Here is a 26,051-nt window from a genome sequence, read left to right as displayed (position 1 = left end):
AAGCGGGTAGACCCATCATGGCCGAAGATACGAAAAATGCCTTCCTGACAGACGTCCAGACGCTGCGTGAAAACGCAAAGAAGTCTCTGGACGATGGCGCTGTAACCCCCACCTACAAGGGCGACGTCAAGAAGACGATCGACATCTTGCAGGCTGTTGTCGCGACCGAACTGGTCTGCGTCCTGCGCTACACGATGCACGCCATTTCCGTTGAAGGCCTGACCAGCGAAAGCGTTGGCAACGAGTTCAACGAACACGCAGCTTCCGAGCGCAAGCACATGCTGGCCGCGGCAAACCGCATCGACCAGCTCGGCGGCGTGCCGAACTTCAACCCTGAAGGTCTGGCCACGCGTTCCGCGACCGAATACGGCAATGGCGGCAATCTCGTTGAGATGGTGAAGCAGGACCTGATCGCCGAGCGCGTCGTGATCGAGCACTATCAGGAACTGATCCGCTATTTCGGCGACAACGACCCCACGACCCGCATCATGCTCGAAGGCTTCCTGGCCGACGAGGAAGATCACGCCACCGACCTGCATGACCTGCTCGTCGCTCACGAAGGCAAGCCCTTCCTGAACTGATCCGGCTTAATCGGGCATTTTAGAAGGGGCGCTTCCTGCCACTGGAAGCGCCCCTTTTTTGTGCTCACGTCCGAAGCACTAAATCCGGAAACATAAAATCATGCACTGCCCGGATTCCGCCACAGATGCGCCGCAGCTGCGCCAATAGAATTGGGTCATCATCTTTCCGTGACAATGCGTCATGGAAAGGAGAGCATTGATGCTGAAACATCTGTCAGGGATCTTGGCTGTTTCCGCCCTGTTTGCAGGTACGATGGCGATTGCGCCAATGACGGGAACAGCCCATGCACAGTTCGTGCCCTATAGCGGCCCCTACCGCCAGCCACCCCCGCCACCCCATGTCCTGCCCGAGCCCATCCCGCCGCATGGAGGCGACATGCGCTGGGTTCCGGGGCACTGGCGCTGGAGCGGAAACGGCTATCAGTGGCAACCCGGCCATCTGACGCGAAGACCTGGTCTGCGTCACGCCTGACCGGGCGAGGGGCCGGGAAACACTCCCGGCCCCTTTGGTCTCAGACCGTGACGAGAACCGGAACGTGATCGGAGGCCTTTTCCTTGGCCCGCTCGTCCTTGTCGATCTCAAAGGATTTCAGCCGCTCCGTCAGGCGCGGAGAGAGCAGCGCATGGTCGATCCGCAGCCCCGAGTTCCGGTGGAAAGCCGCAGCCTGATAGTCCCAGAACGTGTAATACCGGCCCGTAGGATACAGGGCCCGCAGCGCATCCGTCAGGCCCATCCATTCCAGACGTCGGAAGGCCGCACGGCTTTCGGGACGGATCAGCGCATCATCCGGCGGCAGACTGGTTGACGCCAGATCCTCAGCTGTCGGACAGACATTGAAGTCCCCGATGAACGCGAACGGCTTTTCCGCATCAAGCAGAACCCGCGCCCGCGCCGCCAGCGCGTCGAAGAAGGCGAGCTTGGTCGCGTAACCATCCTCACCGCCGGAATTGCCGTTGGGCAGATAGAGATTGCCGATCGTGACGCCATCAAGTTCCGCCTCGATGTAGCGGGCGGACGGATGATCAAAACCCGGAAGCGTGTGATGCGTGACCGTGAAAGGCCGACGCCCGATCAGGGCTACACCATTATAGGCTTTCTGCCCCGAGGTCGCGACATGCAGCCCGGCTTCAGCGAACACGGCCGGAAACTGGCTGTCCTCGCATTTGATTTCCTGAAGGCACAGCAGGTCACATTCCGGATGGCGCTCCAGCCAGTCCTGAACGTGATGGGCGCGGGCGCGGATGGAATTGATGTTCCAGCTTGCGAAAGTGAAGGGCGTAGCACTCATCGGATCAGGTCAGCGAGAAGCTGGTGCCGCAGCCACAGGACGAGGCGGCGTTGGGGTTCGTGACCGTGAAATGCGCCCCCATCAGCTTGTCCACGAATTCCAGTTCGGCGTTCTCCAGCAGGTCGAGACTGGTCGTATCAACGAACACTTTCGCACCATCGCGCTCAATGACGACATCATCCGCAGCCTGATCCCGCTCCAGCCGGAACTGGTACTGAAACCCGTTGCAGCCACCCGCCAGAACCGCAACGCGCAGTGCAAGCCCATCGGGCTCGGGCTGGGCTGCGATGATCTCGTTGATGCGGGCGGCGGCGCTGGCGGAGATGCTGAAAGGCACGGTGTCGGACATGGGCGTGTGTTCCCGGAATCTGAAAAGGCGGCTGGACCCTGCTGGACCCAGCAAGACGGCTGCGGTCCTGATTATATGGTCAGAGCGGTGTTAAGGGCAAAGGCCGTGTGGTTGCACGCGCGCCGGGCTGGCGTAGAATGAAACCGTGATCCGGCCGGAAACGGCGCTCTACCGGCCATGAGGCTTCGGGGCAGGGGTTACAGCCAGACGGCTCACACACAGGACATGTCTTGATGGTAGCGATCTACGCGGTACAGGACTCCGGCTCCCGGGGACGGCTCTATCCCGAAGTGGAAAGTCCCGTCCGCTCCCCCTGGCAGCGGGACCGTGACCGCGTGCTCCATTCCGCCGGGTTTCGTACTCTGCAATACAAGACGCAGGTCTTCATCAACCACGAAGGCGATTTCTTCCGCACGCGTCTGACGCATTCGCTCGAAGTTGCGCAGATTGCCCGGTCCATTGCCCGTAGTCTGGACTTGAACGAGGACCTGACGGAAACCGTCTCGCTCGCCCATGACCTCGGTCACACTCCGTTCGGGCATGCTGGTGAGGACGCACTTGCGCTTGCCATGAAGGACTGGGGCGGTTTTGACCACAACACCCAGTCCCTGCGTCTCGTGACCGCGCTTGAAGCCCGTTACCATGCCTTCGACGGGCTGAACCTGACCTGGGAAGCGCTGGAAGGGCTGGCCAAGCATAACGGCCCGGTCAAACGTCCGACGCCCTATTTCGTGGAATACGACGCCAAGCACCATCTGGACCTGCAAAGCCATGCCTCGGCCGAAGCGCAGGTCGCCGCCATGTCGGATGATATCGCCTATCACGGCCATGATCTCGATGACGGTCTGCGCGCCGGGCTGCTGTCCTTCGAGGATATCGAAGGCCTGCCGCTGGTTGGCGAAGCCCTGCGCCGCTCCCGCGAGATGGAGCGTCAGATCGGGCGCGAAGCGTCCGATCAGGCCCAGCGCGTGCGTCACGAAACCATCCGCGTCGTCATCAACCAGCTCGCCACCGACCTGACGAACCAGACGCGCCGGAACCTCGAAGCGCTCAACCCGCAATCGGCTGATGACATCCGTCATGCCGGATACCCGGTCGTGGCGTTCAGTCCGGAAATGCGTGAGGCCAACAAGGCCATCCGCAAGTTCCTCTATGCCCGCATGTACCGGCACTGGCGCGTCAACCGCATGGCGCGGAAAGCCAAGATCGCAGTGCGGGAAATCTTCGACATTCTCTCCGAAGATCCCGGCCTTCTGCCCGATCCGCTGCGCGGGCGTGCCAAAGCCGCCGATGACGTGCAGCGCAGGCGTCTGGTGGCCGATTATATTGCCGGAATGACCGATCGTTTCGCGATGGAAGAACATCGACGGTTGACGGACCTCTCCGTGCTGGGCTGATAGAGCCTCTGATCTGACGACGCGTTACAGGAATCGAGCTGAAATGGCCGCTGACACCACGACCCTTACGACTGACTGTCTCTTTGCCCGCACCCGGGTTCAGGTGTGCGACGCTCTGCGATCAGTCGTCCCCGGCCTGCCGGAAGAGGTGGTGCAGCGCGTCGATCTGACCCCTACGCGCGACCCGTCTCACGGTGACATGGCGACGAACGCCGCCATGCTCGCCGCCAAGCCCGCGCGCCGCAAACCCGCCGAAATCGCTGCCGAACTGGTCGAGAAGCTCTCCGTTCTGCCGGAAGTCGCCAAGGCCGAAGCCGCAGGCCCGGGCTTCGTGAACCTGACGCTCAAGCCTGAAGTCCTGCAGGGCGTTGCCGTCTCGATCCTCAAGGCTGGTGACCGCTATGGCCGTTCCACGATGGGGCAGGGGACGCGCGTGAACGTGGAATACGTCTCCGCCAACCCGACCGGCCCGATGCATGTCGGCCATTGCCGCGGTGCCGTGGTCGGTGATGCGCTGGCCAATCTGCTCGAAGCAGCTGGCAACACCGTCACGCGCGAATACTATATCAACGATGCCGGAACACAGGTCGTCGCGCTGACCTGGGCCACATACTGGCGCTATCTTCAGGTCATCGGCACGGAGATTTCCGCCGACGATTTCAGCCCGCTCACTCCGAACGGCCTGCAATATCAGGGCGAGTACCTGATCCCTGTCGCCCAGAGCATCGCTGACAAGCACGGCCGCACACTCGCCAATGCAGAGGGTGGCCCCGCCGATCCGTCCGTCTGGTTCGAGACGGTCCGTCGTGAAGCCCTGACGCAGATGATGGCGGCCATCCGCGAAGATCTGGAAGCGCTGGGCATTTCGCACGAAGTCTTCGCCAGCGAAGCCGAAACGCTGGCCAGTGGTCGCGTGGATGCCGCGATCGCAAAGCTCGACAGCAAGGGCCTGCTTTATGAAGGCGTGCTCGAGCCGCCCAAGGGCAAGATGCCGGAAGACTGGGAAACCCGCCCGCAGACGCTTTTCCGCTCCACCGAGTTCGGAGACGATCAGGACCGCGCGCTCCGCAAGTCCGATGGCACCAACACCTATTTCGCGAACGACATCGGCTATCACGCACAGAAGGCCGAGAATGCCGACGTCCTGATCGACGTTCTTGGTGCCGATCATGGCGGCTACGTCTCTCGCATGCGCGCCGCGATTTCCGCTCTGACGGATGGCAAGACCGGCTTTGAAGTCGTGATGTGCCAGATCGTCCGCGTCGTAAAGAACGGCGAGCCCGTCCGTATGTCCAAGCGCGCCGGCACGTTCGTCACCCTGCGCGATCTGCTGGACGAAGTGGGCCGGGACGCCGTGCGCTTCACGATGCTGACCCGCAAGGCCGACGCGCAGATGGAGTTCGATCTGGACGCTGTCGTCGCCCAGACGCGCGACAATCCGGTATTCTACGTCCAGTACGCCCATGCCCGCTGCCGCTCGGTCCTGCGTTCGGCCGAGACGATGTTCGGCGCGGACGCCGTAACACCGGAACCCCTGTGCAGCGCCGATCTGTCCAACCTGTCTTCGGACGTGGAACTGGCCGTCCTGCGCCGTCTGGCCGCGTTCCCGCGCAGTGTCGAAGCTGCCGCCACGGCCCGTGAGCCGCACCGGATCGCGACCTATTGCATTGATCTGGCGTCCGACTTCCATGCCCTGTGGAACCGGGGCCGCGAAGACACCACCCTGCGCTTCCTGCATGAGAACGACCGCGCCACCAGCCTCGCCAAGCTGGCGCTGGTTTCGGCCATCGCGGGAACGCTGCGCTGTGCCCTCACCATTCTCGGCGTCGTGCCGGTAGAGGAAATGCGATGACCCCGGAAAACGATCAGGATCGCAACCGCCCCGATCCGGGCGATTACGCCCGTACCCCGAAACAGCCTGCGGGTCCGGTTCCGGGAGCGCGTCCGCAGGCGCGTTTCGATCGCGAGCGCCTGAGCAACGATTATGACGACGAACCCCCGCCGCGTCGCCGCCCGGCTGCCGCCGGCGGTGCGTCCGGGGCAGGGCGTCTGACGTCCGTGCTGGGCAATGATCCCGCCACGCGCAAGCTGGTTGGTGGCGCGGTCGGTATCGGCGTCGTGCTTCTGCTGGCAGTTGGCGGCTGGTCCCTCATGGGCAGCCATCACGGCGGTATTCCCATCATTGGTCCGCCGCCTGGCCCCGTGAAGGACCGTCCGGCCGATCCGGGCGGGATGCAGATCATGGGCGGCGATGACGGCGACACCGACATGACCGGCAACGGTGAGGCACATCTCGCCCCGGGTCCGGAGCAGCCGGATACGAAGGCGCTTGCCCGTCAGTATGGCGTCCCGCCCGGAACGCCTGCGCCGGAAACTTCCAAGACCGACGCCCCCAAGGCAGACGGAGCAGCACCGGATAACGCGCCGGCAGCCCAGACGCCTGCGATCCCACCGGAAGCAGCCGCGCCTGCGGATACGGGACAGATGTCTCCGGGCACCGCTCTGCCTGCTACGGTTCCGGAAAAGCCGCAGGATCAGACCGCCGCCCCTGCCGAGGCCCCGAAGGCTGCACCGCCCAAGGAAGCGCCGAAGAAGGAAGAGGCGCCTGTCCATCATGCCGCGCGACCGGCCGAGAAGCCGCTGCCCGCGCCGGTTCCGGAGCCTGAGAATGTTGGACCGCCGAAAGCCGCCGCTCCGGCTGCGGAGAAGGCGGAAACATCCGGGGGAACACATGAAGTCCAGCTCGGCGCGCTCGACAGCGAAGCCGCAGCCCGCAAGGAATGGGACAGCCTGCGCCGTCAGGCGCCGGCCCTGTTCGCAGGTCATACGCCGCTGTTTGAGAAGACCACACATGGTGACCATACCTTCGTGCGTCTGCGGATCGGCGGCTTTGCAGATCTCAAATCTGCGCGCGCTTACTGTGTGAAGCTGCACGCGCAGTCCGTCGCCTGTACGCCGGCCCAGTTCTGAGAGCTGGCGTTTGAGCGAGACACTTCATCTGACGCTTGACGGGTTCGAGGGGCCGCTGGATCTGCTCCTCGATCTGGCCCGCAGGCAGAAGGTGGATCTGGCGAAAATCTCCATCCTGCAACTGGTGGAGCAGTATCTGGCCGTCGTGGACAAGGCTCGTGCGGAAGCGCGGAGCCTGCGGCTGGAACTGGCGGCGGACTGGCTGGTCATGGCTGCCTGGCTCGCCTGGCTGAAATCCAAACTGCTCCTGCCCGCCGAGAATGAAGACCCGGACGCCGAAGACGCGATCGAACTGCTTCAGGAACGCCTGATCGAACTGGAACGGATGCGCGCCGCCGCCCGATGGCTGGCCGAACAGCCCCGCCTGGGCATCGACGTGTTCCGGCGCGGGGAAGGGGAAGACCATACCGAAATCGACCGCTCCGGCCTGCGCGTGGATATGCCCGCGCTGATCACGGCCTATCTTTCCGCACGTCGCCGCACGGGCCGCAGACGCATCTATGCCCCCCGTGCCCGTCGCTACTGGAGCGTGCAGGATGCGCTGTCCCGCCTCAAACGCCTGCTCGGGACAGACAGGGTCGTCGGCTGGCACACCCTGACCTCCCTGCTGCCTGATCCTGAAGAGCTGGATGGCGAAGAGGGGCCTTATGGTCGCAATGCTGCTCTGGCGGGAACGCTGCTTGCGGGGCTCGAAATGGCGAAGGGCGGGGCGCTCGAACTACGCCAGCCTGAAGCATTCGGGGAGATCGAGTGGCGGGCTGCGGCATCATGACGGATCCATCCGCGCTCGACCACGCCTGCCTTCTTGTGGAGGCACTGGTTTTTGCCAGCCCCGAACCCGTCAAACCCAGCGCCATCGCCGAACTTCTGAAAGCGCAGGCGGTCCCTGTTGCCGTTGATGAGGCGCTTGCAGCCGTGCAGACGCGCTATGCTGATCACGCGGTCGAAATGGTGATGGTCGCAGGCGGCTGGCAGTTCCGCACCCGGCCGGAATTCGCGTCCGCCCTGACGAAGGTCGTGGAAAAGCCTCGCCGTCTCAGCCGTGGCGCGATGGAGACGCTGGCCATCATCGCCTATCACCAGCCCTGCACCCGTGCGGAAATCGAAGCGATCCGTGGTGTTTCGCTCGGGCAGGCCATTCTTGACGCCTTGCTGGAAGACAGCCTGATCGCCCCCAAGGGCCGCAAGGAAGTCCCCGGACGTCCGGTTCTGTGGGGCACCACGGCGAATTTTCTGGAAAGTTTCGGCCTGCCAGATCTCGGAGGGTTGCCGCGCAGGGAGGATTTCCTGCTGGATCGCGCCCCCACGGAAGCAGAAGACAATGCATCTGCCGTAGGCGGAACGGAGCAGACAGGCTAGGAATGACGCATGTTTGACTTCAGCTTCTCGGAAATCGCGCTGTTCGTGATGGTGGCGATGGTCTTCATCCGCCCAAAGGACCTGCCGGTTGCCATCCGCACCCTGTCGAACGGGCTGAAGGCGATGCGGCGCATGGCGGCTGAATTCCAGTCCCATGTGGACGAGATGGTCCGTGAAGCCGACCTTTCCGAAGCGCGCGACCAGTTCCGGGATCTGAAAAATTTCAATCTGCGCGACCGTGTCACGAAGGCCATCGACGGCGACAATTCCATCCGCCGCAGTCTGGAACTCGACACGCCCGCAAAAGCGTTCGCTGCCGATCTTCCAAAAGTACCTCCCGCGCCACCGCTTCCTCCGCCGCCCCTGACCAATCTGGAAACGGTGCCCTACAATGCTCGTCCGCAGTTCGAGCCGGCCGTGGATCTGCCTGTCGAACCGGAACCCCAGCCCAACGACGATGTCGTGGACGCTCCGTCCATTCTGCCGCCCAGCACGGCAAGACGGCTTCTGCATGAGCGCTCCCGCTGGCGGGCGCCTGACATCCTGCCGCCTGTCCGTGCCATCCATGCCGGCCGGCGCGTTCCTATTGCGAGCGGAAAGGACGGCGAATGACCGATACCGACAGCATCAACAACACGCCGATGCCGCTCCTCGAGCACCTCGTGGAGCTGCGCAAGCGGCTGATCTGGTCCATCGTGACCTTCGTGATCGCGTTTGCCATCTGCTATCATCATTCGGGCGAGATCTACCGGTTCCTTGCGGCCCCGCTCGGCAACATCATGCGCAAGAACGGCGAGCAGCCGCACCTGATCTATACCGCGCTGTATGAGGCCTTCTTCACCTATATCCGCGTGGCCGTTTTCGGGGCGACCTGCCTGTCCTTTCCCATGATCGCTATCCAGGCCTGGATCTTCATCGCGCCCGGCCTGTATCGCAGCGAGAAACGTGCTTTTGCCCCGTTCCTGATCGCCACCCCGATCATGTTCCTGATCGGCGCAGCACTCGCCTATTACGTGGTCTTTCCGTACGCATGGCAGTTCTTCCTGTCGTTCCAGACGCCGCAGAGCACCAATGGTGGCATGCAGATTGAGCTTCAGGCCAAGGTCTCGGAATATCTGACGCTGGTCACGAAAATGATCCTGGCCTTCGGAGTCTGTTTTGAGCTGCCCGTCGTGCTGACCCTGCTTGTGCGCGTCGGCCTGCTGAGCGTGGCGCAGCTCAAGCGTTTCCGCCGCTATGCCGTTGTTGCGTCCTTCGCCGTGGCCGCCGTAATCGCCCCTCCCGATGCGATTACGATGCTGAGCCTCGCCATTCCCCTCGTCGCCCTGTACGAGGTATCCATCCTCACGGCCCGGTTCGTCGAACCGAAACCCATGGCCGCTGATGAAGACTGATGACCAGACCTGCCGGAGCCCTGAACCATGCATGACCTGAAAGCCCTGCGCGCCGACCCGGCCGCTTTTGACGCTGCTCTCGCACGTCGGGGCCTGTCACCCGTGGGACAGCAGCTTGTCAGTGACGACGAAGAACGCCGCGCTGCACTCGCCGCTCTTCAGGAAGCACAGGGCGCACGTAAGGCACTGGCCAAGGAAATCGGTCTGCTCAAGCGCCAGAAGCTCGATACCGCCGAGATCGAAGCGAAGGCCGTGGCCCTGCGTGACCAGATTGCGGGTCTGGAAGAGCGTGCCAACACGATCCAGACCCGCATCGACGATGTGCTGAAATCCCTGCCTAACCGCCTCAATGCCTCCGTGCCGGACGGAAAGAGCGAAGACGAAAACGTCGTCGTCCATGTCCGCGGCGAAAAGCGCGCATTTGCTTTCGAGGCAAAGCAGCATTTTGAACTCGGTGAAGCTCTGGGTCTGATGGACTTCCCGACCGCCGCCAAGCTGTCCGGCACACGCTTCGTCGTCCTGCGTGGCGCGCTTGCCCGTCTGGAACGTGCGCTGGGCCAGTTCATGCTCGACACCCACACGACCGAGTTCGGCTACAGCGAAACCAGCGTGCCGCTTCTGGTCAACGATGACGCCATGTACGGCACGGACAAGCTCCCCAAGTTTGCCGAGGACTCGTTCCGGACCGAAGATGGCCGCTGGCTGATTCCGACTGCCGAAGTCCCGCTGACGGCCTCCGTCATGGGTGACATTCTCCCGGCCGACGCCCTGCCGATCCGCATGACCGCGCTGTCCCAGTGTTTCCGCTCCGAAGCCGGTTCGGCCGGGCGCGACGTCCGCGGTATGCTGCGTCAGCACCAGTTCACGAAGTGCGAACTGGTCTCCGTCGTAAAGCCCGAGGATAGCGAAGCCGAGCACGAGCGCATGACGCAGGCTGCCGAAACGGTTCTGGAGCGTCTGGGCATCACCTTCCGCCGGATGCTGCTTTGCGCGGGTGATACGGGCTTCGGTGCGGCGAAGACGTTCGATCTAGAAGCCTGGCTTCCGGGGCAGAAGGCCTGGCGCGAAATTTCTTCATGCTCGAATACGCGCGATTTTCAGGCACGCCGCATGAATGCGCGCTATCGTGCCGAGAATGGACCGGCCTTCGTCAACACACTCAATGGTTCCGGTCTCGCTGTCGGTCGGACGATGATCGCTGTTATGGAAACATATCAGAACGAAGACGGCAGCATCGATATCCCCGAGGTTCTGCGTCCTTACATGGGCGGGCTGAACCGCATCGGCTGAGGAATGCAAGGCATGATCACGATCCGCCGTTTCGCCCTGGCCCTGCTGGCCGCAGGCTCCGTTCTCGCTTCATGCCCCGCCGAGGCGGACAGCATGCAGACACTTCACGGTCAGGCCATGTACCGTGAACGCATGGCCCTCCCACCGGGTGCTGTGCTCAGTGTCTGGATTGAGGATACGGGCGCGACGCATGGTGCCCCACTGGTCATGGCCGAACAGCGCGAAGACATTCATCGTGGTGTTCCGATTCCCTATACGCTGACCTATCCGGTGCTGCCGCCGGGCGGCCATTACGTGCTGAATGCGGAAATTACGGTCGAGGGTCGTCGGATCTTTGCGACCCCGGATGGCGGCATGCCTCTCGATCATCCCCAGCTCCTGCTCCGACATGTCGCAGGTACCCCCGTCAGTGCACCTTACGGCGCATGGCGGATCCAGACTGTCGGCGACCTGCGTTTCGACAGCACGGCGGATGCGCCAGGCCTGACGCTGCAACAGGACGGAACCGTTTACGGGACGGATGGCTGCAACCGCCTGATGGGACATTTCAGGCTGGAAGGGCAGACGCTTCGCTTCCTACCCTTCGCCATGACCCGCAAGGCATGCCTGCCGGCCCTCATGGCACAGGAACGGCAGATCGGCGCATTTCTTCCCACCGTGACATCATGGTCACGTGACGGCGAAAACCATCTCGTGCTGCACGCAGGTGCGTCATCTGGCACAATGGTGCTCGTGCCGCAGGACGCCCAGTAGTCACATCAGAGCCAATTTCTAAAAAACTTTTAGTTTTGCACGTCTTTTTTCAAAGGGGCGGGGGGTATCATCCCTCTTTCCCTGAAATGGCAAACAGGACTAAAACGATCCGGCTATCGCTATCTTTTAAATAGAGTGATCAGACAGGACCTCTCCCGCTCCAGAAGGGAGAACTCTGACCGGCAGAGAGTTTTGTTGCATGGCGTGGCGCGCCACTGTTAGCAGGCCGGAGGCTTACTGATGAAAACGACGATCCGGCTCGGGCTGGGACAAAAATGGACTTCCCCGCCAGTCGCGGGAGAGAATTCCGGTGAAGTAAGGGAAATCATTACCCTGGGGGCAGGCAGGGTTGGTTTCAGAAGAGAGGGCCAGTCACTTGCGCCGACGCATGTTTCCGAAGTGGCGTTCATGGCATGGATCAGAGAGACGGAGGCCAGATTGACCAGAAATGCCATTCCCCCCGCGCAACTTTCCCCGGGGCTTGAGCTCGGGCGCCGCATCCGGCTTCTGCGGGAAATGGCAGGGCTGAGCCAGCAGCAACTGGCCGAGAAGGTCGGGATTTCGCGCTCGGCCGTGGCGTTCTGGGAGACGGGTCGCTCGGGCCATGTCGGCAAGCATCTGGGAAGCCTGGCGCAGGTGCTGGGTGTCGAGCCCGAAGTCCTGCTCACCGGGATGGCTTACAAGGCCATTCAGGAAACGCTCACGCCTGACGAAAACACGATGCTCACGCTCTACAGGCAGCTCGATCCGCTCATCAAGCTTCAGGCCCAGAAGTGGATCGAACGGCGTGTCCGTCACAAGGCCGACGAAGCAAAAACACCCGATCAGCCCAAAAGCGCCTGAAATCCGGGCCTGTCTTTTATCAGGCCCGGAACTCCGTCAGGACGGACGCCGACGATTGCTCCCCGGACGCTTTCCGCCCTTTGCAGGGTAGGTCTTGCCTCCGGTTTTTTTTGGTCCCGAAAAAGATGATCTGCCTGCCGATCTGTCCGGCCCGCCGCGACCGGGACGGCCTCCAGGACGACCGCCGATGCGCTGCTGTTTCTGGCTCTCACGCATCCGGCTCTGCGTCCGCAGGACCTGTTCAATCCAGTCATTGAGAATGGACGTGTTGATTTCCGCGTCCTGACGCGCCGGATAGGAATCCGGGAAGCGCAGGGCCAGCCACCGCCAGGCTACCAGCCGCTTGTGCCGCTTCTCAGCCCGCTCCAGCTCCTCGCGCCCCGCCTGTTCCGGATGCGGCAGACGCCCCGTACCCGGCGGCGGCACAGAGCGTCCGGCCGCATGATCAGCCGCCCATTGAACAAGCCGCTGGATGCCATTATCCCGCTCGTCAATCGGGCACATGGCGTAGGTCCAGCGTGTCGAAAGATCGAGGTTTTCCACGCCTTCGAGAGCAGCCGCAATTTCCAGCGCCTGCTCCATATCGGCCAGACGGTAATTCGGATCATCCGCCCGCAGCACGGCGTGTTTGATGCGGGTCAGGACACCGTAGAGACTGTCGCTGTCGATCTCTTCGGCCACAGCCCGGACAATATCCGAATCCGGTTGCACGAGGGGGCGCAGTTCCTTGATTTCTTCGGGCGGGGCGCTGAGCATTTTTCTGACAAAACTCGGGCTGCCAGCGCCAGCCAGCACGCAGACCAGCCCGCTCTCATGCTTGCCGTAACGTCCCGCGCGGCCGCCGATCTGCTTGACTTCCTGCGAGACCAGATCGCGCGTCTGGCGACCGTCGAACTTGCGCAGCGCGCTGAACACGACACGCCGGATGGAGAGGTTCAGCCCCATGCCGATCGCGTCCGTTGCGATCAGGATATCGGCCTCGCCACTATTGAAGCGGGCGGCTTCCGCACGACGGACTTCCGGGCTCAAAGCACCATAAACCACGGCAACCCGACGCCCGCGCGCCATAAGCTCGGCCCGCAGATCCAGCACTTCGCGGCGGGAGAAGGCAATGACGGCATCGCTGGGTTTCAGCTCATCGAGATGCAGCGTCTCACCCGCCTTGAGCGGGCTTTTGCGTTCGAGATGGATCTCGTCCACCGGGTCGTCGCAGAGCTCGGCAATACGCTTGACCAGCGGGATGCAGTCCGGCGCGCCGAGGATGAAGACATGCCGGGCCGGGACACCCATGATGGCAGCCGTCCAGGCAGCGCCCCGGTCCGGATCGGCCAGCATCTGCGCTTCATCAATGATCGCTACATCCACCGGATTGTGGAACGGGCACATCTCGACCGTCGCCGCCAGATGGCGCGCGCCCGGCATTTCGATCCGCTCTTCACCCGTGGACAGCGATGCCGGAACGCCGCGTGAGAGCAGGGACTCGCGGAATTCGTGGGCCAGAAGACGCAGGGGCGCCAGCGCCAGACCGCTCTCGGCATTCGCCAGCGCATTGAGCGCCGTATAGGACTTTCCGGAGTTCGTCGGACCCGTCACCAGCGTGATGCGGCGTTTCAGGGCACGCGCCGTGCGGAAATGGCCGGCAAACCGGTCCAGCGCGGCGACGCGGGCAATGGCGGCATTGCCCGCCTTGTTGCCCAGATCCAGAACTTCCGGCCGGTCCTTGGTTCCGCTGCGCCATTGCGGCAGGAAGGTCCGGAGCCGCTTGAGTTCCGACGGGTCGAAGAAGAACAGCTCGATCCCGTCCGGACGGGTTTCGCGTCGGGCAATGGGAATCCGGTTTTCGGCGATCCAGCGCAGGGCTTCGCGACGCGAACAGTGCAGGACATTCGGCAGCTCGTCGAAGCTGACCAGCCCTTCTTCCCACTGGCGCAGACGCTCAAGCTCACGCGCCCTGCGTTCTTCTGCACGGGCCTGAATATCGGCCTGTTCGCGGGCACGGCGTTCTTCCGCAATCCGCAGATCGTCTTCGAAGCCGAGATCGACGCTGCCGAAGGCTGCCGCGATGCTCTGGGACAGTTTTTCAAGCTGGCCGCTCGACAGGATCACGCCGGTATCCGCGAGATCAGCGCGGATATCTTCCAGCACGGCACGCGGGGAGTCGCCCATTTCCTGCCAGCGCGCCATCAGGACATCGTCGAGCGTCCGGCGCAGGGCTGGCATGTCGGCACGCGGATCATGGATGCGGGCCGCGGCTTCCTGCGTATCCGGCTTTCCGACCCAGACCTCGCCGGCCCTGCGGCACACATTCATGAGCTGGGAGGCCCAGGTCTTGCGACGCACGACGCACAGCGCCTCGATCAGTCCATCATGGGAAAGGGTCGCTTCCGGCCCTTCAAGCCTGCGCGCAACCTGACGCAGCAGGGCAGGGCGCTCGCGCGGCGTAATGTCGAGCGGGGTCCCGAATTCGGCCTCGGCCCGCTGAAGGGCGCGTTCGGCCGGGGAAAAAGAGTCGGAAAGAGTGGCGTCCGGCATGGAGTCGTCTGTCATAAAGTCTTGTGCGTCATTCCGGCATGCGCTTCAACGCGCATGGGTTTCCCGAGCGGCAACGATTGGGCTAAAAGACCCGACCATTATCAGGTCCGTGACCTGTTATCCGTTCCGAACCGGAGACAGAACCAGACATGTCCACCCCGACTTTTGCCGCCCCGACTCCGACCATTGACGAGCCCCTGACCGGCCTGGTGCCGTTTGAAGGCCATCCGAAGCAGTACCGCCTTGCCGAACCGAGCAAGGAATACGCCCATCTGTATCCGGCGAAGGTGCTGACGGTCCATCACTGGACGGACCGCCTGTTCAGCTTCACCACAACGCGTGATCCCGGCCTGCGTTTCGAGAACGGCCAGTTCGCGATGATCGGCATCGAAGTCGAAGGCAAGCCGCTTCTGCGCGCCTATTCGATCGCGTCCGCCAACTATGAAGACCACATGGAGTTCCTCTCCATCGCGGTTCCCGATGGCCCGCTGACCTCGCGTCTGCGCCATGTGAAGGTTGGCGATACGGTTCTGATCGGCCGCAAGCCGGTTGGCACGCTGCTGCTCGACAACCTCAAGCCGGGCCGCAACCTGTATTTCCTGTCCACGGGCACGGGTCTGGCGCCGTTCATGAGCCTCATCAAGGATCCCGAGGCTTACGAGCGTTATGAGAACGTGATCCTCAGCCACACCGTCCGCATCTCGGGGGAGCTGGCCTACGAGAACCACATCCGCCACGAACTGCCGGAGCACGAGTTCCTGGGCGAGTTCGTCAAGGACAAGCTGCGCTACTACCCGGCCGTGACCCGCGAAGACTATGCCGTGACCGATCGCATCACCAAGCTGATCGAGACGGGCAAGATCTTCGAGGATCTGGGCATCGACAAGCTCGATCCCGAGCATGACCGCGTCATGATCTGCGGTTCGCCGGCAATGCTGGCCGACACCGAAGCCCTTCTCGAGCGTATGGGTTTCGTGGAAGGCAATATGAGCCATCAGGGTTCGTATGTCGTTGAAAAGGCCTTTGCCGAGCGCTGAGGTCTCAAAGGCACGAAAGGCCGGGATGATGCAGGATTTTGATCTGTTCGTTATTGGTGCCGGTTCGGGCGGCGTGCGCTGTGCGCGCATTGCCGCCCAGAACGGAGCGCGCGTCGCGATTGCGGAGCGCCGACACTGGGGCGGAACCTGCGTCAATCTCGGTTGCGTGCCCAAGAAACTGATGGTCTATGCGGCCGAATATGGCCGCGAGATCGCCGATGCCCCGTCCTATGGCTGGGACGTCAAACCGGTTGCGCATGACTGGTCCACGCTGGTCAGCGCCAAGGACCGCGAGATCGAGCGCCTGAACCGCATCTATGTCTCGATGCTGGAAAAGGCAGGGGTGACGCTGTTTACGGGCGATGCCAGCTTCGTGGACGCCCATACGGTTGAGATTGGCCCGTCCGAACTGGCGCTGGATGCGTCTGTCCAGCGTGTCCGGGCGAAGAACATCGTCATCGCCACCGGCTCCACGCCTACGCGCCTGAACATTCCCGGCGCCGAACATGCGATCGTTTCGGATGATGCCTTCCATCTGGCTGACCGCCCCGAGCGCGTCGCCGTGATCGGCAGCGGCTATATCGGTATCGAATTTGCCGGGATTTTCGCGGGGCTCGGTTCGAAGGTCGATCTGGTTTTCCGCCAGCAGCTTCCCCTGCGCGGCTTCGATCATGAAATGCGCGCCCATCTGTCCGAACTGCTGCCACTGAACGGCATCAAGGCGCATCCCGGCCGTTCCCCGGAGCGGATTGAGAAGGTTGCGGACGGTTATTGTCTGCATCTTGAAGGCGGTGATGTCATTGAGACGGACTGCGTGTTCATGGCGACGGGCCGTCACCCCAATCTGGCACCGCTCAAACTCGAGAACGCTGGTGTCGCGACATGGAGCGGCCGTATTCCCGCAACGGCGGAAGATGCCAGCACCAATGTTCCGGGCATCTACGCCATCGGTGATGTGACGGACACCTACAATCTTACCCCCACGGCCATTGCCGAAGGGCATCTTCTGGCCGAGCGTCTGTTCGGCGAAACCGGTCGCGACTGGTCGTTCGCCACGACGCCCAAGGCCGTGTTCTTCTCCCAGCCGCTCGCCACGGTCGGCCTGAGCGAAGAAGAGGCTGCCCAGAGCCATGATCTGGACATCTACACATCCAGCTTCACGCCGATGCGCCAGACGCTTTCGGGCCGCAAGGGCAAGACCCTGATGAAGCTGGTTGTGGATGCAAAGAGCAAGGTTGTGCTCGGTGCGCACATGATTGGTCCCGATGCGCCCGAGATCATTCAGGGCCTCGCCATTGCGATCACGGCAAAGCTGACCAAGCGGGATTTCGATCGCACGATCGGCCTGCACCCCACCAGTGCGGAAGAGTTCGTGACCATGCGGAGCCTCACACGTCACGTTCCCCGAAAAGCAGGCTGAACCCTATGGCGGCGCGTAACGGTCTTACGGAGGCTCCGCAGGCGGGCCGCCACATATTTTCTGAAGGGCAATACCGGGCATGAAGTTTGGCTGGCTGTTTGCCCCGTCGATTACCTCCGTCATGTTTGCCCTCCGCACCACGATCGCAGCCCTTCTGGCACTGGCGATTGCGCTGTGGATGGAGCTCGGTGAACCCCAATGGGCCGCCATGACCGTCTGGATCGTCGCCCAGAACTCCCGTGGCGAAAGTATTTCCAAAGGGCGCTGGCGTCTGGTCGGAACGGTTGTCGGCATGGTGGCCGCCATCGCGCTCATGGCGGCGTTTCCGCAATATCCCTGGCTGTTTCTGCCGGCACTTGCCCTCTGGGTCGGGCTGTGCGCTGGCCTTGCGACCCTGACGCACAATTTCCGCGGCTATGCTCTCGTGCTGGCGGGCTATACCTGCACCATTATCGCGCTGGGTGCGGTCAAGGAGCCTGATCACGTCTTCAACGTGGCGATGGCGCGTGGCACCTATATTTTTCTTGGCGTGATCTGCGAAACGGCCATGGGCATGATTGCCCTGCCGAACGTCGCGGGCCGTGCGCGTGAGGAACTGCGCAAGCGCCTTCAGGCCATCCTGACCCGTGCCATTCCAGCCCTGACGGATGTTCTGCGTCAGAAAAGGGGAGCGACGGACGACCTTTCGACTCTTCTGGGCTCGCTTCAGGCCTCCAGCGACCAGATCGAATTCAGCCGCATCGAGATCCGCAGCGAAGGCAACGAGGTCGAGCACGCCTATGTCACGCTCGGTCTGGTCGCGCGCGTCCTGTCGCGCGGACTGGGCCTGCGCACGCGTATGACGGCCGTAACGCATCAACCCGAAGCCCTGCGGCCTTTCCTTGAAGACATGGCCAGTGCTTTGGACGGAATGCCGGAGCGTCTGGTGACTGACCGTCGCGGCATCGCGGCACTGGTTCAGGCCGAGGCCCTTCTGGCCGAGTGCCGGGGCCGGATGCAGACCATCCTGCCGCGTGACGACGAAGACTCCCTGAATGAGGGGATCATCCTGACCGGCGTGGAAGTCATGCTGTCGGATCTGTGCGAAACGCTGCGCTCCTATCGCGCCAGCGTGGATGGCGCACCGGTCTCCGAACGCCATCGCCTGACCCGCAATCCCGACTGGCGCGCCTCCATGCGCAACGGCGTGCGCACGACCGCGGCCCTGCTGTTCGGGGCCTATGTCTGGGAGGTCACGGCCTGGCCACAAGGCAGCGTGTTCCTGACGTTCATCGCCGTGGTCTGCGCGCGTTTCGCGACTTTCGAGAACACCGTCCTGCTGAGTGCCGCGTTCTTTTACGGCGCTGTCTGGGCTGCCGTGGCGAGCGTCATCCCTGTCTTCATCGTCATGCCGGTAACAGCAAATTATCCGTTCTTCTGTCTGGTCGCCGGGTTCTTCATGATGCTGGGCGGCCTGGCGTCCCGCAATCCGTCCACAGCCGTTATGGCCGCGTCTTACGGCACGTTCTTTCCGTTCCTGCTCGGCATGGACAACCAGGGACGCATCAACGAGATCGGCTGGTTCAACACCACGATCGCCCTGCTGCTGGGGCTTGGCGCCGGTGTGATCATCTTCCGCGCCGTCCTGCCATTTACGCCAGCACGTGCCGGCGAGGTTCTGCGTTACCAGCTCAAGCGCAGCCTGCGCCGACTGGCGTTGCCGGGCGTGGTCATGGACGAATATGTCTGGATCAACGAAGGCACGCAGAGCATGGAGCGTGCCGTGCGATTTGCCGGTTCGCTCTCCAGCGAGCGGGCGGAAGCGATGCTGCGCGGCACGCTCTCGGTTCTGACCGTTGGGCGAAACGTGCTGATGCTGCGCAAGCTCGCCCAGCATGGGAGCCTGCCGGACACGGCGGTTGCGGCGGTTGACGGGATGGTGCGGAATCTGCTGCGTCGCAAGCTGCCCCTGACGCACACCTCCGCCACGATCGACCCCACACTAGACGAACTCTACGCTCTGGAGCGCCAGTCACAGGACCCGTCCATTCGTCATGATCTGGTTCTGGCGATCGGGTCCCTGCTGATCGTGCGCACCGAAATGCCGGTCAGCAGGGCCTTTCTCAAGGGCGCGTTCTGATGCGCCTCAGGGTGTAGCGAGGAACCGCAGCAGGTCTTCGTTCACCCGCTCGGCATGGGTCATGAACAGCCCGTGCGGCGCGCCTTCATAGGAAATCCAGGTGGAACCCGGAATGGCTGCCGCGGCTTTCTGGCCCGCAATATCGGCGGGGACGGCAGAATCGCCCGTGCCGTGGATCACCAGCGTCGGAACGGTAAAGGCCTGCAAGTCCGGGCGGAAATCCGTCGTGCCCCAGGCATCCACACAGTCCAGCGTCGCCATCGGGCTTGCCATGCAGGCCAGAACAAACGTCCAGTCCAGCACACCCTGACTGACGGGGTGATGGATCATGCTGACGCCGTAGAAATCGGGAATAAAGTCCTTCAGGAAGCCGAAGCGGTCCTGACGGATCTTCTGCTTGATCCCGTCAAAGATGGAAATATCGACGCCCTTGGGATTGTCGGCTGTCTTGAGCAGGAAGGGGACGACCGACGACAGCAGCACCGTCTTGGAAATACGCGACCGGCCATGACGGCTCAGATAGCGGGCAATTTCACCGCCACCCATGGAGAAGCCGACCAGCGTTGCATCCCACAGATCAAGCTGTTCGAGAATGGCCGCCAGATCATCGGCCAGCGTGTCGTAATCGTAGCAGTTGATCGGATGGCCGGACTGGCCAAACCCGCGGCGGTCATAGGTGATGACGCGGTAACCCGCCTCGACCAGTGCCAGCGTCTGCTTTTCCCACATGTCCCCGGTGAGGGGCCATCCATGGATCAGGACGACGGGCTTTCCGGCCCCCATGTCCTTGACGTGAAGGCTCGTTCCATCAGTAGCGGTGATATACGGCATGGTTCTGATCCTCGAAGGCGTTTACCTGAGGACCAGAACTTGTTGCCGCGACTTTGGTTGCGTCTTACCAGCCGTTTCCGCGCGGTGCGGTCCAGCCATTGCCCGATGCATCGCCGAGCTGTCCGGACTGCGTGTTGTTGCTGCCCTGATAGGACGATCCGAATTTGGAGATGTTCGCACCCGTCACGGAATCGCGCTCCACACCGGCTTCGTGGTCCGGATCGGGGCCATGCTCGAAATCGGTGGACGGCGTGTCGGAATAACCCGGCGGCGGCTTGCGATGGCCGCGGGCACGGAAATGCTCACCGCCAGTCGTGGTCTGGGACTGGGCATCGCTCTGACCTGGCTGCGTCGGAAGCGTCGTACCAGCCGCGTAGGGCTGACCGAAGGATGCGGTCTGGGCCTGTGCCGCCCCTCCCAGCAGAGCGGTCGCCAGCAGGGCGTGGCAGAAGAAACGGGAAGAGGACAACATGTGATCCGGTCCTTGGCCGATCATGACAACAAGGCTGCCTTCCGGAGGAAACGCGACGTCAGGCTCTGACATCCCCGGCAAGGCGGCATATCAGTCTATAATCGGCCCGCTTTCCCCCGTGTTCAAGACTTCTTTTCCTCTGGAACCGTTTCAGAGCCGCCCCATATCAGAAGACATGACGATATCAGTACGGGTTTTTCCGGTTCGGGGCGGTGACTGATGGATGATCTTCTGACGTCCATCCGTCCGCGAACCGTCCTGGCCGAGGGGGCCGTATGGCTGCCCGGCTTTGCCCTGTCCGAAGCACCAGCGCTCCATCAGGCCATTGTGGAGGTCTCTGCACAGGCGCCTTTCCGCCATTTCCGCACCCGGATGGGCCCGATGTCGGCTGCGATGACATCCTGCGGGGCCTGTGGATGGATCGCCGATCCGTCCGGCTACCGCTATTCCCGAACCGATCCGCAGAGTGGCCAGCCCTGGCCTGCCATGCCAGACGCACTTCGTCACCTTGCCGTCCGCGCGGCAGCCGAAGCGGGGTATGCGAGCTTTGACCCTGCGTCCTGCCTCATCAACCGCTACGGGCCCGGAGCGAAAATGGGCCTGCATCAGGACAGGGACGAGGGGATGCCAGAGGCCCCGGTCGTGTCGGTTTCCCTTGGCGTACCCGCCCGTTTTTCGTTCGGTGGTTTGCGCCGGACTGACCCGAAACGCATCATCGAACTGCTCGATGGCGATGTGGTGGTGTGGGGTGGGGTATCGCGCTTTGCGTGGCATGGGGTTTCGCCCATCCGCGAAACATTCCATCAGCAGACAGGTGCCATGCGATACAATCTGACGTTTCGCGCTATCAACGCCGCGCTTTTTCGGCCATAATCAGCGCCCCGCAACTTCTGCATTCACACTCATCCGGAGGGCATTTGATGCACCCCTCGAGCCAGACCCCGACGTCCACCAACACGATGTCCTGGTCTCCTGCAAGCTGGCGTTCCCGTCCCATCATCCAGGCTCCATCCTATGCGGATGAAGCGGCGCTTGCTGCTGTCGAAGCTCGTCTGCATCGATACCCCCCGCTGGTTTTTGCGGGTGAAGCCCGCCGTCTCAAGACGCGCCTGGCCGCCGCATCGCGCGGAGAAGCCTTCGTCCTGCAGGGCGGCGCCTGTGCCGAGAGCTTCGACGAATTCACCGCCGATATCGTGCGTGACACGTTCCGCGTTCTGCTCCAGATGGCCGTGGTCCTGACCTTTGCCGCCAAGGTGCCGGTCGTGAAGATCGGCCGTATGGCCGGCCAGTACGCCAAGCCGCGCTCGTCCAATACCGAGACGATCGATGGCGTGACGCTGCCTTGCTACCGTGGTGACATCATCAACGGTCCCGAGTTCACGCCCGAGGCCCGTATCCCCGATCCCGCCCGCATGGAAACCGGATATTTCCAGTCCGCCGGCGTGATGAACCTGCTGCGCGCCTTTGCGCATGGCGGTTATGCGAATCTGCATCAGGTCCATCGCTGGAACCTCGGATTCGTCGAGCGCTCCCCGCTGGCCGCCCGTTATCAGGATCTGGCTCATCGCATTGACGAGACGCTCTCGTTCCTGCGCGCCTGCGGTTTTGACGGTTCGGCTTCGCAGATCGACGAGACGGAGTTCTACACGTCCCACGAAGCCCTGCTGCTGCCTTATGAGCAGGCCCTGACCCGCGTGGACAGCACGAGCGGCGACTACTACGACTGCTCGGCCCATTTCCTGTGGATTGGTGACCGTACCCGCCAGCCGGACGGTGCGCATGTCGAATTCCTGCGCGGTGTGCAGAATCCGATCGGCATCAAGGTCGGCCCGACAACCACAGTCGCTGACCTCGAAAAGCTGCTCGAAATCCTGAACCCGAAGGACGAGGCCGGCCGCATTACGCTGATTTCGCGCATGGGCAAGGACAAGGTCCGCGATCATCTGCCGCCGCTGCTTGATGCCGTGAACCGCACCGGCCGCACCGTGACCTGGCTGTGCGATCCCATGCACGGCAACACCACGACCACGGCCAGCAAGATCAAGACCCGCTCCTTCGACAACATCCTGGGCGAGGTTCTCGGCTTCTTCGACGTGTTCGAGGCCATTGGCCGCCGTCCGGGCGGCATCCATCTGGAAATGACGGGGCAGGACGTCACGGAATGCATCGGCGGTGCGCAGTGCCTGACCGAGGCCGATCTGGGCGGCCGCTATGAAACATTCTGTGATCCGCGCCTTAATGCGGAACAGTCACTTGAAATGGCCTTCCTTCTTGCTCAGGAATTGACGGGACGAGCAGGAAAGAAAGAATGACCGCTTCCGATCCCCAGAATTCTCCTCAGGCCGCGCTCCGGCGTGCGCTTGGAACACTCGGTCCGCTGGACGAGAAAACCATCGAAGCGCGGACGGATGCCTATTTCGGGCGAACGCGGCACATCGTGGAGCATTTCGGGGATTCCCGCGTCACCTATGCGGTGTTCATCCGCCGCCCGGTGATCGCGGCCTGCGGGCTGGTTGTCCAGTGGCTGAAGAACGTGGCGAAGGCCCAGGGCTTCGCGCTGGACTGCCGGGAAATGTATGCCGAGGGCGAATGGGTCGGCGCGGGCGAGCCGCTGCTGTACCTGACGGGCAGCTTTATCCGTCTGGCCCCGCTGGAAACGCTGGTGCTCCAGCGGATCGGCTCCACCTGCGTGGCCGCCCATAACGCCTATCAGATGGCCATGGCCCTGCCGACCATCCCGTTTCTTGCCATGGATGCCCGGCACTGCGCGGGTTTCGAAATGCAGGAACAGATGGCCTATGCCGCAGGTGTTGGCTCCCGCGCAGCGCAAAAAGAAGGGGCCCGTGGCTTCATTGGCAACGCCAATGACGCCACGGCCGGTTTCTTCGGCCTCGATGCCGGTCTGGGCACGATGCCTCATGCCCTGATCGGCTATGCCGGCTCCACGCTGCGCGCGGCGGAGATGTATGACGAGGTCTATCCGCATGATCCGCTGACGGTTCTGGTGGATTACTTCGGGCAGGAAATCACGGACGCGCTTGCCGTCTGCCGCCGCTTCCCCGAGCGTGCTGCAAAGGGCCATCTGAGCGTCCGTCTCGATACGCATGGCGGTCGCTTCCTTGAAGGACTGGACCCCCAGACCTCATATGGTGTGCTTGAGCGTCATACACCCGGCACCATCCGCCGCTACCGTTCCGATCAGGAACTGCGCGACCTGGTGGGAACGGGTGTGTCGGCCGCAGCCATCTGGCGGATGCGCGAAGCTCTGGATCATGCCGGTTTCCACCATGTGAAAATCGTCGCATCCTCCGGCTTCAACGTCGCCAAATGCTCGACGATGCGGGACGCTCATGCCCCGATCGACGTGATCGGCAGCGGGTCTTTCATTCCCGACCGCTGGTCCGAAACCTATGCAACGGCTGACATCGTGGCCTATGACGGGCAGCCCCGCGTCAAACTCGGACGCGAGTTCCTGCTCCAGAAGGCCCGGGACAGCCAGGAGACATCATGACCGACGATACGATTGACCCTGTCGAAGGCGCACCCGAGACCGGCACACAGCCGGGTTCGTGGAGCGTCCGCATCATCGACCTGTCCGGCGCGTCGGAAGACGAGGACGACACGGTCGAGGTCGTGAAAGACTTCATCGACCTGATGCACGCCAACGCCTATGCCCGTGCCTATGTCCGCGACAGCATCGAGCGCTGCCGCACGCCGGGCGCGAGCAGCAAGGAAGTGCTCGAAAACTGGTTCGCCTTTGGTGAGAACGCCGAAGTCGTGGATGCCGGCGAAGATGGCTGGAAGTCCTCCACGGAACTTGAAGACTTCGCGGCCACGCCCGCCACGCCGATGGAGCGTGACTGGCGCGCCATTGATCCGCGTCGCCTTGTCGATGACGAGGAAATCGCCGGTCCGCCGGATGATGACGACGAGGACGACGAAAACCGTCACGAAGTGATCCGTCACTGAACACCCGGTGCAGGGAAGGGGCATGCTCCCCTTCTTTTGCGCGGCGCTTCATAAAAACCCGCTCTGGCAACGCGGCGCATCATGCGGCATTAAGGCGTCATGAAACTGCGCTTCGCTCCGTCCCCGACCGGTTACCTGCATGTTGGCAATGCGCGCCTTGCCGTCGCCAACTTCCTTTTCGCGCGCCATAACGGCGCCAAGTTCCTGCTGCGGATCGACGATACCGATACCACCCGCGGCAAGCCCGAATATGAAGAAGCCATCGGCAAGGACCTGTCATGGCTGGGGCTGAAATGGGACGAGTATGTGCGCCAGTCCGAGCGCCTCGATCGCTATGCCGAAGTCATCGAAAAGCTGAAGGCATCCGGCCGTCTCTATCCGTGCTTCGAGACGGAATATGAGTTGAACGCCAAGCGCGAAGCCCGTATCCGCGCCGGTAAGGCGCCGATCTATGATCGTGCCATGCTCAAGCTTACGGCCGACCAGCGCGCCCGCGCCGAAGCCAACGGTAAGACGCCGCACTGGCGCTTCCGCCTCAGCGATGGCAGCCGCAAGTGGCAGGATCTCGTCATGGATGAGTGCTCGGTCAAGCTGACGGCTATTTCCGATCCGGTTCTGGTGCGTGGGGATGGGACGATCCTCTACACCCTGGCCTCCGTCATCGACGATCTGGACATGGGCATCACCCATATCGTCCGCGGCGAAGACCATGTGACCAATACCGGCGTGCAGATCGACATCGCCGAAGCCCTTGGCGCCAAGCCCGACCATTTCACCTTCGCGCATCTGCCGCTTCTGCTGGATTCCGATGGGGGCAAGCTGTCCAAGCGGTTTGACTCGCTGGCGCTGAAATCCCTGCGTCAGGACGGACTGGAGCCGATGTCGATCGTCTCCTATCTCGCCCGCGTCGGCTCCTCCGACGATCCGCAGGTCATGACGATGGACGAGGCCATTGCGGCCTATGACATTTCGCATGTGTCCAAGTCGGCCGCCCGCTTCGACATGACGCAGCTTCTCGCCCTGAACCGGCGTGCATTGCACAACCTGCCGTTCGAAGCCGCGAAGATCCATCTTCCGCCCGAAGCAGACGAGACGTTCTGGCACGCAGTGCGGGGCAATGTGGATCTGTCGGCTGAAATCCCGCACTGGTGGGACGTGGTGCATGGCACGATCATTCCGCCGTCACAGCCGGAAGACCGCGCCTTCCTTCAGCAGGCCCTCGACACTCTCCCGGCCGAGCCGTGGGGCGAGGAGACGTGGAAGGACTGGACAAACGCGCTCAAGGAACAGTCCGGCCGCAAGGGCCGCAGCCTGTTCATGCCGCTGCGTCTGGCCCTGACGGGTGAAGATGCAGGACCGGAACTGCATGTTCTGCTCGGCCTGATGGGCCGTGAGCGGACGGTCGCCCGTCTGCGGGACGCCATTCAGGCCTGAAATCATGTCCGT

General features: G+C 62.7%; 25 protein-coding genes. 20 read left to right on the top strand and 5 right to left on the bottom strand.

What is annotated here, in order from left to right; all coding sequences use genetic code 11:
- Positions 1–17 precede the first annotated feature (17 nt).
- Together ACJ2A4_RS04520 and ACJ2A4_RS04515 are read left to right on the top strand one after the other, a co-directional pair.
- On the top strand, positions 18–581 hold the full coding sequence (locus tag ACJ2A4_RS04520) for a bacterioferritin (protein ID WP_062502168.1): 564 nt from the start codon (positions 18–20) through the stop codon (positions 579–581).
- Positions 582–780: 199 nt separating this feature from the next.
- The gene (locus ACJ2A4_RS04515) at positions 781–1,053 is read left to right on the top strand and encodes a YXWGXW repeat-containing protein (RefSeq protein WP_062508622.1); all 273 of its coding nucleotides are present in this window, start codon (positions 781–783) and stop codon (positions 1,051–1,053) included.
- 40 nt (positions 1,054–1,093) lie between these two features.
- On the opposite strand, the gene xth is transcribed toward ACJ2A4_RS04515, so the two are convergent.
- Together xth and ACJ2A4_RS04505 are read right to left on the bottom strand one after the other, a co-directional pair.
- Entirely contained in the window at positions 1,094–1,870 is a 777-nt protein-coding gene (gene xth, locus ACJ2A4_RS04510; protein WP_408873782.1) for an exodeoxyribonuclease III, read from the bottom strand.
- 4 nt (positions 1,871–1,874) lie between these two features.
- Entirely contained in the window at positions 1,875–2,219 is a 345-nt protein-coding gene (locus tag ACJ2A4_RS04505) for a HesB/IscA family protein (protein WP_408873781.1), read from the bottom strand.
- A gap of 233 nt (positions 2,220–2,452) precedes the next feature.
- Between ACJ2A4_RS04505 and ACJ2A4_RS04500 the strand changes: the two genes are divergently transcribed.
- The 10 genes from ACJ2A4_RS04500 (at position 2,453) to ACJ2A4_RS04455 (ending at position 12,225) form a co-directional block, all read left to right on the top strand.
- Positions 2,453–3,616 carry a deoxyguanosinetriphosphate triphosphohydrolase gene (locus ACJ2A4_RS04500; RefSeq protein WP_408873780.1) on the top strand — a complete coding sequence of 388 codons (1,164 nt, stop codon included), beginning with the start codon at positions 2,453–2,455 and terminating at the stop codon, positions 3,614–3,616.
- Between the two features lie 43 nt (positions 3,617–3,659).
- Complete coding sequence (gene argS / locus ACJ2A4_RS04495) at positions 3,660–5,468, top strand: arginine--tRNA ligase (RefSeq protein ID WP_408873779.1); 1,809 nt, start codon at positions 3,660–3,662, stop codon at positions 5,466–5,468.
- The gene (locus ACJ2A4_RS04490; protein ID WP_408873778.1) at positions 5,465–6,586 is read left to right on the top strand and encodes an SPOR domain-containing protein; all 1,122 of its coding nucleotides are present in this window, start codon (positions 5,465–5,467) and stop codon (positions 6,584–6,586) included. The genes argS and ACJ2A4_RS04490 overlap by 4 nt, the downstream gene beginning before the upstream one ends.
- A 10-nt stretch (positions 6,587–6,596) precedes the next feature.
- On the top strand, positions 6,597–7,358 hold the full coding sequence (locus ACJ2A4_RS04485; RefSeq protein WP_408873777.1) for a segregation and condensation protein A: 762 nt from the start codon (positions 6,597–6,599) through the stop codon (positions 7,356–7,358).
- A complete protein-coding gene (scpB, locus tag ACJ2A4_RS04480; RefSeq protein ID WP_408873776.1) occupies positions 7,355–7,945 on the top strand; it encodes an SMC-Scp complex subunit ScpB in 591 nt (196 codons plus the stop codon). The genes ACJ2A4_RS04485 and scpB overlap by 4 nt, the downstream gene beginning before the upstream one ends.
- A gap of 9 nt (positions 7,946–7,954) precedes the next feature.
- Positions 7,955–8,557, top strand: a complete 603-nt coding sequence (locus ACJ2A4_RS04475; protein WP_408873775.1) for a twin-arginine translocase TatA/TatE family subunit — start codon at positions 7,955–7,957, stop codon at positions 8,555–8,557.
- The gene (tatC, locus tag ACJ2A4_RS04470; RefSeq protein ID WP_408873774.1) at positions 8,554–9,339 is read left to right on the top strand and encodes a twin-arginine translocase subunit TatC; all 786 of its coding nucleotides are present in this window, start codon (positions 8,554–8,556) and stop codon (positions 9,337–9,339) included. Before ACJ2A4_RS04475 ends, tatC begins: the two co-directional genes overlap by 4 nt.
- A gap of 27 nt (positions 9,340–9,366) precedes the next feature.
- Positions 9,367–10,629 carry a serine--tRNA ligase gene (gene serS / locus ACJ2A4_RS04465; protein ID WP_408873773.1) on the top strand — a complete coding sequence of 421 codons (1,263 nt, stop codon included), beginning with the start codon at positions 9,367–9,369 and terminating at the stop codon, positions 10,627–10,629.
- 12 nt (positions 10,630–10,641) lie between these two features.
- Positions 10,642–11,382: an META domain-containing protein gene (locus tag ACJ2A4_RS04460; RefSeq protein WP_408873772.1), complete on the top strand. Its 741-nt coding sequence runs from the start codon at positions 10,642–10,644 to the stop codon at positions 11,380–11,382.
- A gap of 438 nt (positions 11,383–11,820) precedes the next feature.
- Entirely contained in the window at positions 11,821–12,225 is a 405-nt protein-coding gene (locus ACJ2A4_RS04455) for a helix-turn-helix domain-containing protein (protein WP_408873771.1), read from the top strand.
- A 36-nt stretch (positions 12,226–12,261) separates the two neighbouring features.
- On the opposite strand, the gene ACJ2A4_RS04450 is transcribed toward ACJ2A4_RS04455, so the two are convergent.
- A complete protein-coding gene (locus ACJ2A4_RS04450) occupies positions 12,262–14,772 on the bottom strand; it encodes a helicase-related protein (protein WP_408873770.1) in 2,511 nt (836 codons plus the stop codon).
- Between the two features lie 134 nt (positions 14,773–14,906).
- Between ACJ2A4_RS04450 and ACJ2A4_RS04445 the strand changes: the two genes are divergently transcribed.
- The 3 genes from ACJ2A4_RS04445 (at position 14,907) to ACJ2A4_RS04435 (ending at position 19,333) form a co-directional block, all read left to right on the top strand.
- On the top strand, positions 14,907–15,794 hold the full coding sequence (locus ACJ2A4_RS04445; RefSeq protein WP_408873769.1) for a ferredoxin--NADP reductase: 888 nt from the start codon (positions 14,907–14,909) through the stop codon (positions 15,792–15,794).
- Positions 15,795–15,819: 25 nt separating this feature from the next.
- A complete protein-coding gene (gene gorA / locus ACJ2A4_RS04440) occupies positions 15,820–17,214 on the top strand; it encodes a glutathione-disulfide reductase (RefSeq protein ID WP_408873768.1) in 1,395 nt (464 codons plus the stop codon).
- A gap of 79 nt (positions 17,215–17,293) precedes the next feature.
- On the top strand, positions 17,294–19,333 hold the full coding sequence (locus ACJ2A4_RS04435; RefSeq protein WP_408873767.1) for an FUSC family protein: 2,040 nt from the start codon (positions 17,294–17,296) through the stop codon (positions 19,331–19,333).
- A 6-nt stretch (positions 19,334–19,339) separates the two neighbouring features.
- On the opposite strand, the gene ACJ2A4_RS04430 is transcribed toward ACJ2A4_RS04435, so the two are convergent.
- Together ACJ2A4_RS04430 and ACJ2A4_RS04425 are read right to left on the bottom strand one after the other, a co-directional pair.
- On the bottom strand, positions 19,340–20,164 hold the full coding sequence (locus tag ACJ2A4_RS04430; protein ID WP_408873766.1) for an alpha/beta fold hydrolase: 825 nt from the start codon (positions 20,162–20,164) through the stop codon (positions 19,340–19,342).
- A 64-nt stretch (positions 20,165–20,228) separates the two neighbouring features.
- Positions 20,229–20,636: a hypothetical protein gene (locus tag ACJ2A4_RS04425; RefSeq protein WP_408873765.1), complete on the bottom strand. Its 408-nt coding sequence runs from the start codon at positions 20,634–20,636 to the stop codon at positions 20,229–20,231.
- A gap of 219 nt (positions 20,637–20,855) precedes the next feature.
- Between ACJ2A4_RS04425 and alkB the strand changes: the two genes are divergently transcribed.
- The 5 genes from alkB (at position 20,856) to gltX (ending at position 26,039) form a co-directional block, all read left to right on the top strand.
- Positions 20,856–21,509, top strand: coding sequence for a DNA oxidative demethylase AlkB (gene alkB / locus ACJ2A4_RS04420; protein WP_011253288.1), 654 nt, complete (start codon positions 20,856–20,858; stop codon positions 21,507–21,509).
- Between the two features lie 47 nt (positions 21,510–21,556).
- Positions 21,557–22,948, top strand: a complete 1,392-nt coding sequence (locus ACJ2A4_RS04415; protein ID WP_408874098.1) for a class II 3-deoxy-7-phosphoheptulonate synthase — start codon at positions 21,557–21,559, stop codon at positions 22,946–22,948.
- Positions 22,945–24,147: a nicotinate phosphoribosyltransferase gene (locus ACJ2A4_RS04410; protein WP_011253290.1), complete on the top strand. Its 1,203-nt coding sequence runs from the start codon at positions 22,945–22,947 to the stop codon at positions 24,145–24,147. The genes ACJ2A4_RS04415 and ACJ2A4_RS04410 overlap by 4 nt, the downstream gene beginning before the upstream one ends.
- Complete coding sequence (locus tag ACJ2A4_RS04405; RefSeq protein WP_408873764.1) at positions 24,144–24,605, top strand: hypothetical protein; 462 nt, start codon at positions 24,144–24,146, stop codon at positions 24,603–24,605. Before ACJ2A4_RS04410 ends, ACJ2A4_RS04405 begins: the two co-directional genes overlap by 4 nt.
- Before the next feature lie 99 nt (positions 24,606–24,704).
- Complete coding sequence (gene gltX, locus ACJ2A4_RS04400; protein WP_408873763.1) at positions 24,705–26,039, top strand: glutamate--tRNA ligase; 1,335 nt, start codon at positions 24,705–24,707, stop codon at positions 26,037–26,039.
- The last annotated feature ends 12 nt before the right edge of the window (positions 26,040–26,051 follow it).

This window comes from Gluconobacter roseus, assembly GCF_046058915.1.
Classification (GTDB): domain Bacteria; phylum Pseudomonadota; class Alphaproteobacteria; order Acetobacterales; family Acetobacteraceae; genus Gluconobacter; species Gluconobacter roseus_A.
The sequence above is the reverse complement of the archived record's forward strand: the minus strand, read 5'-3'. Positions and strand labels throughout refer to the sequence as shown.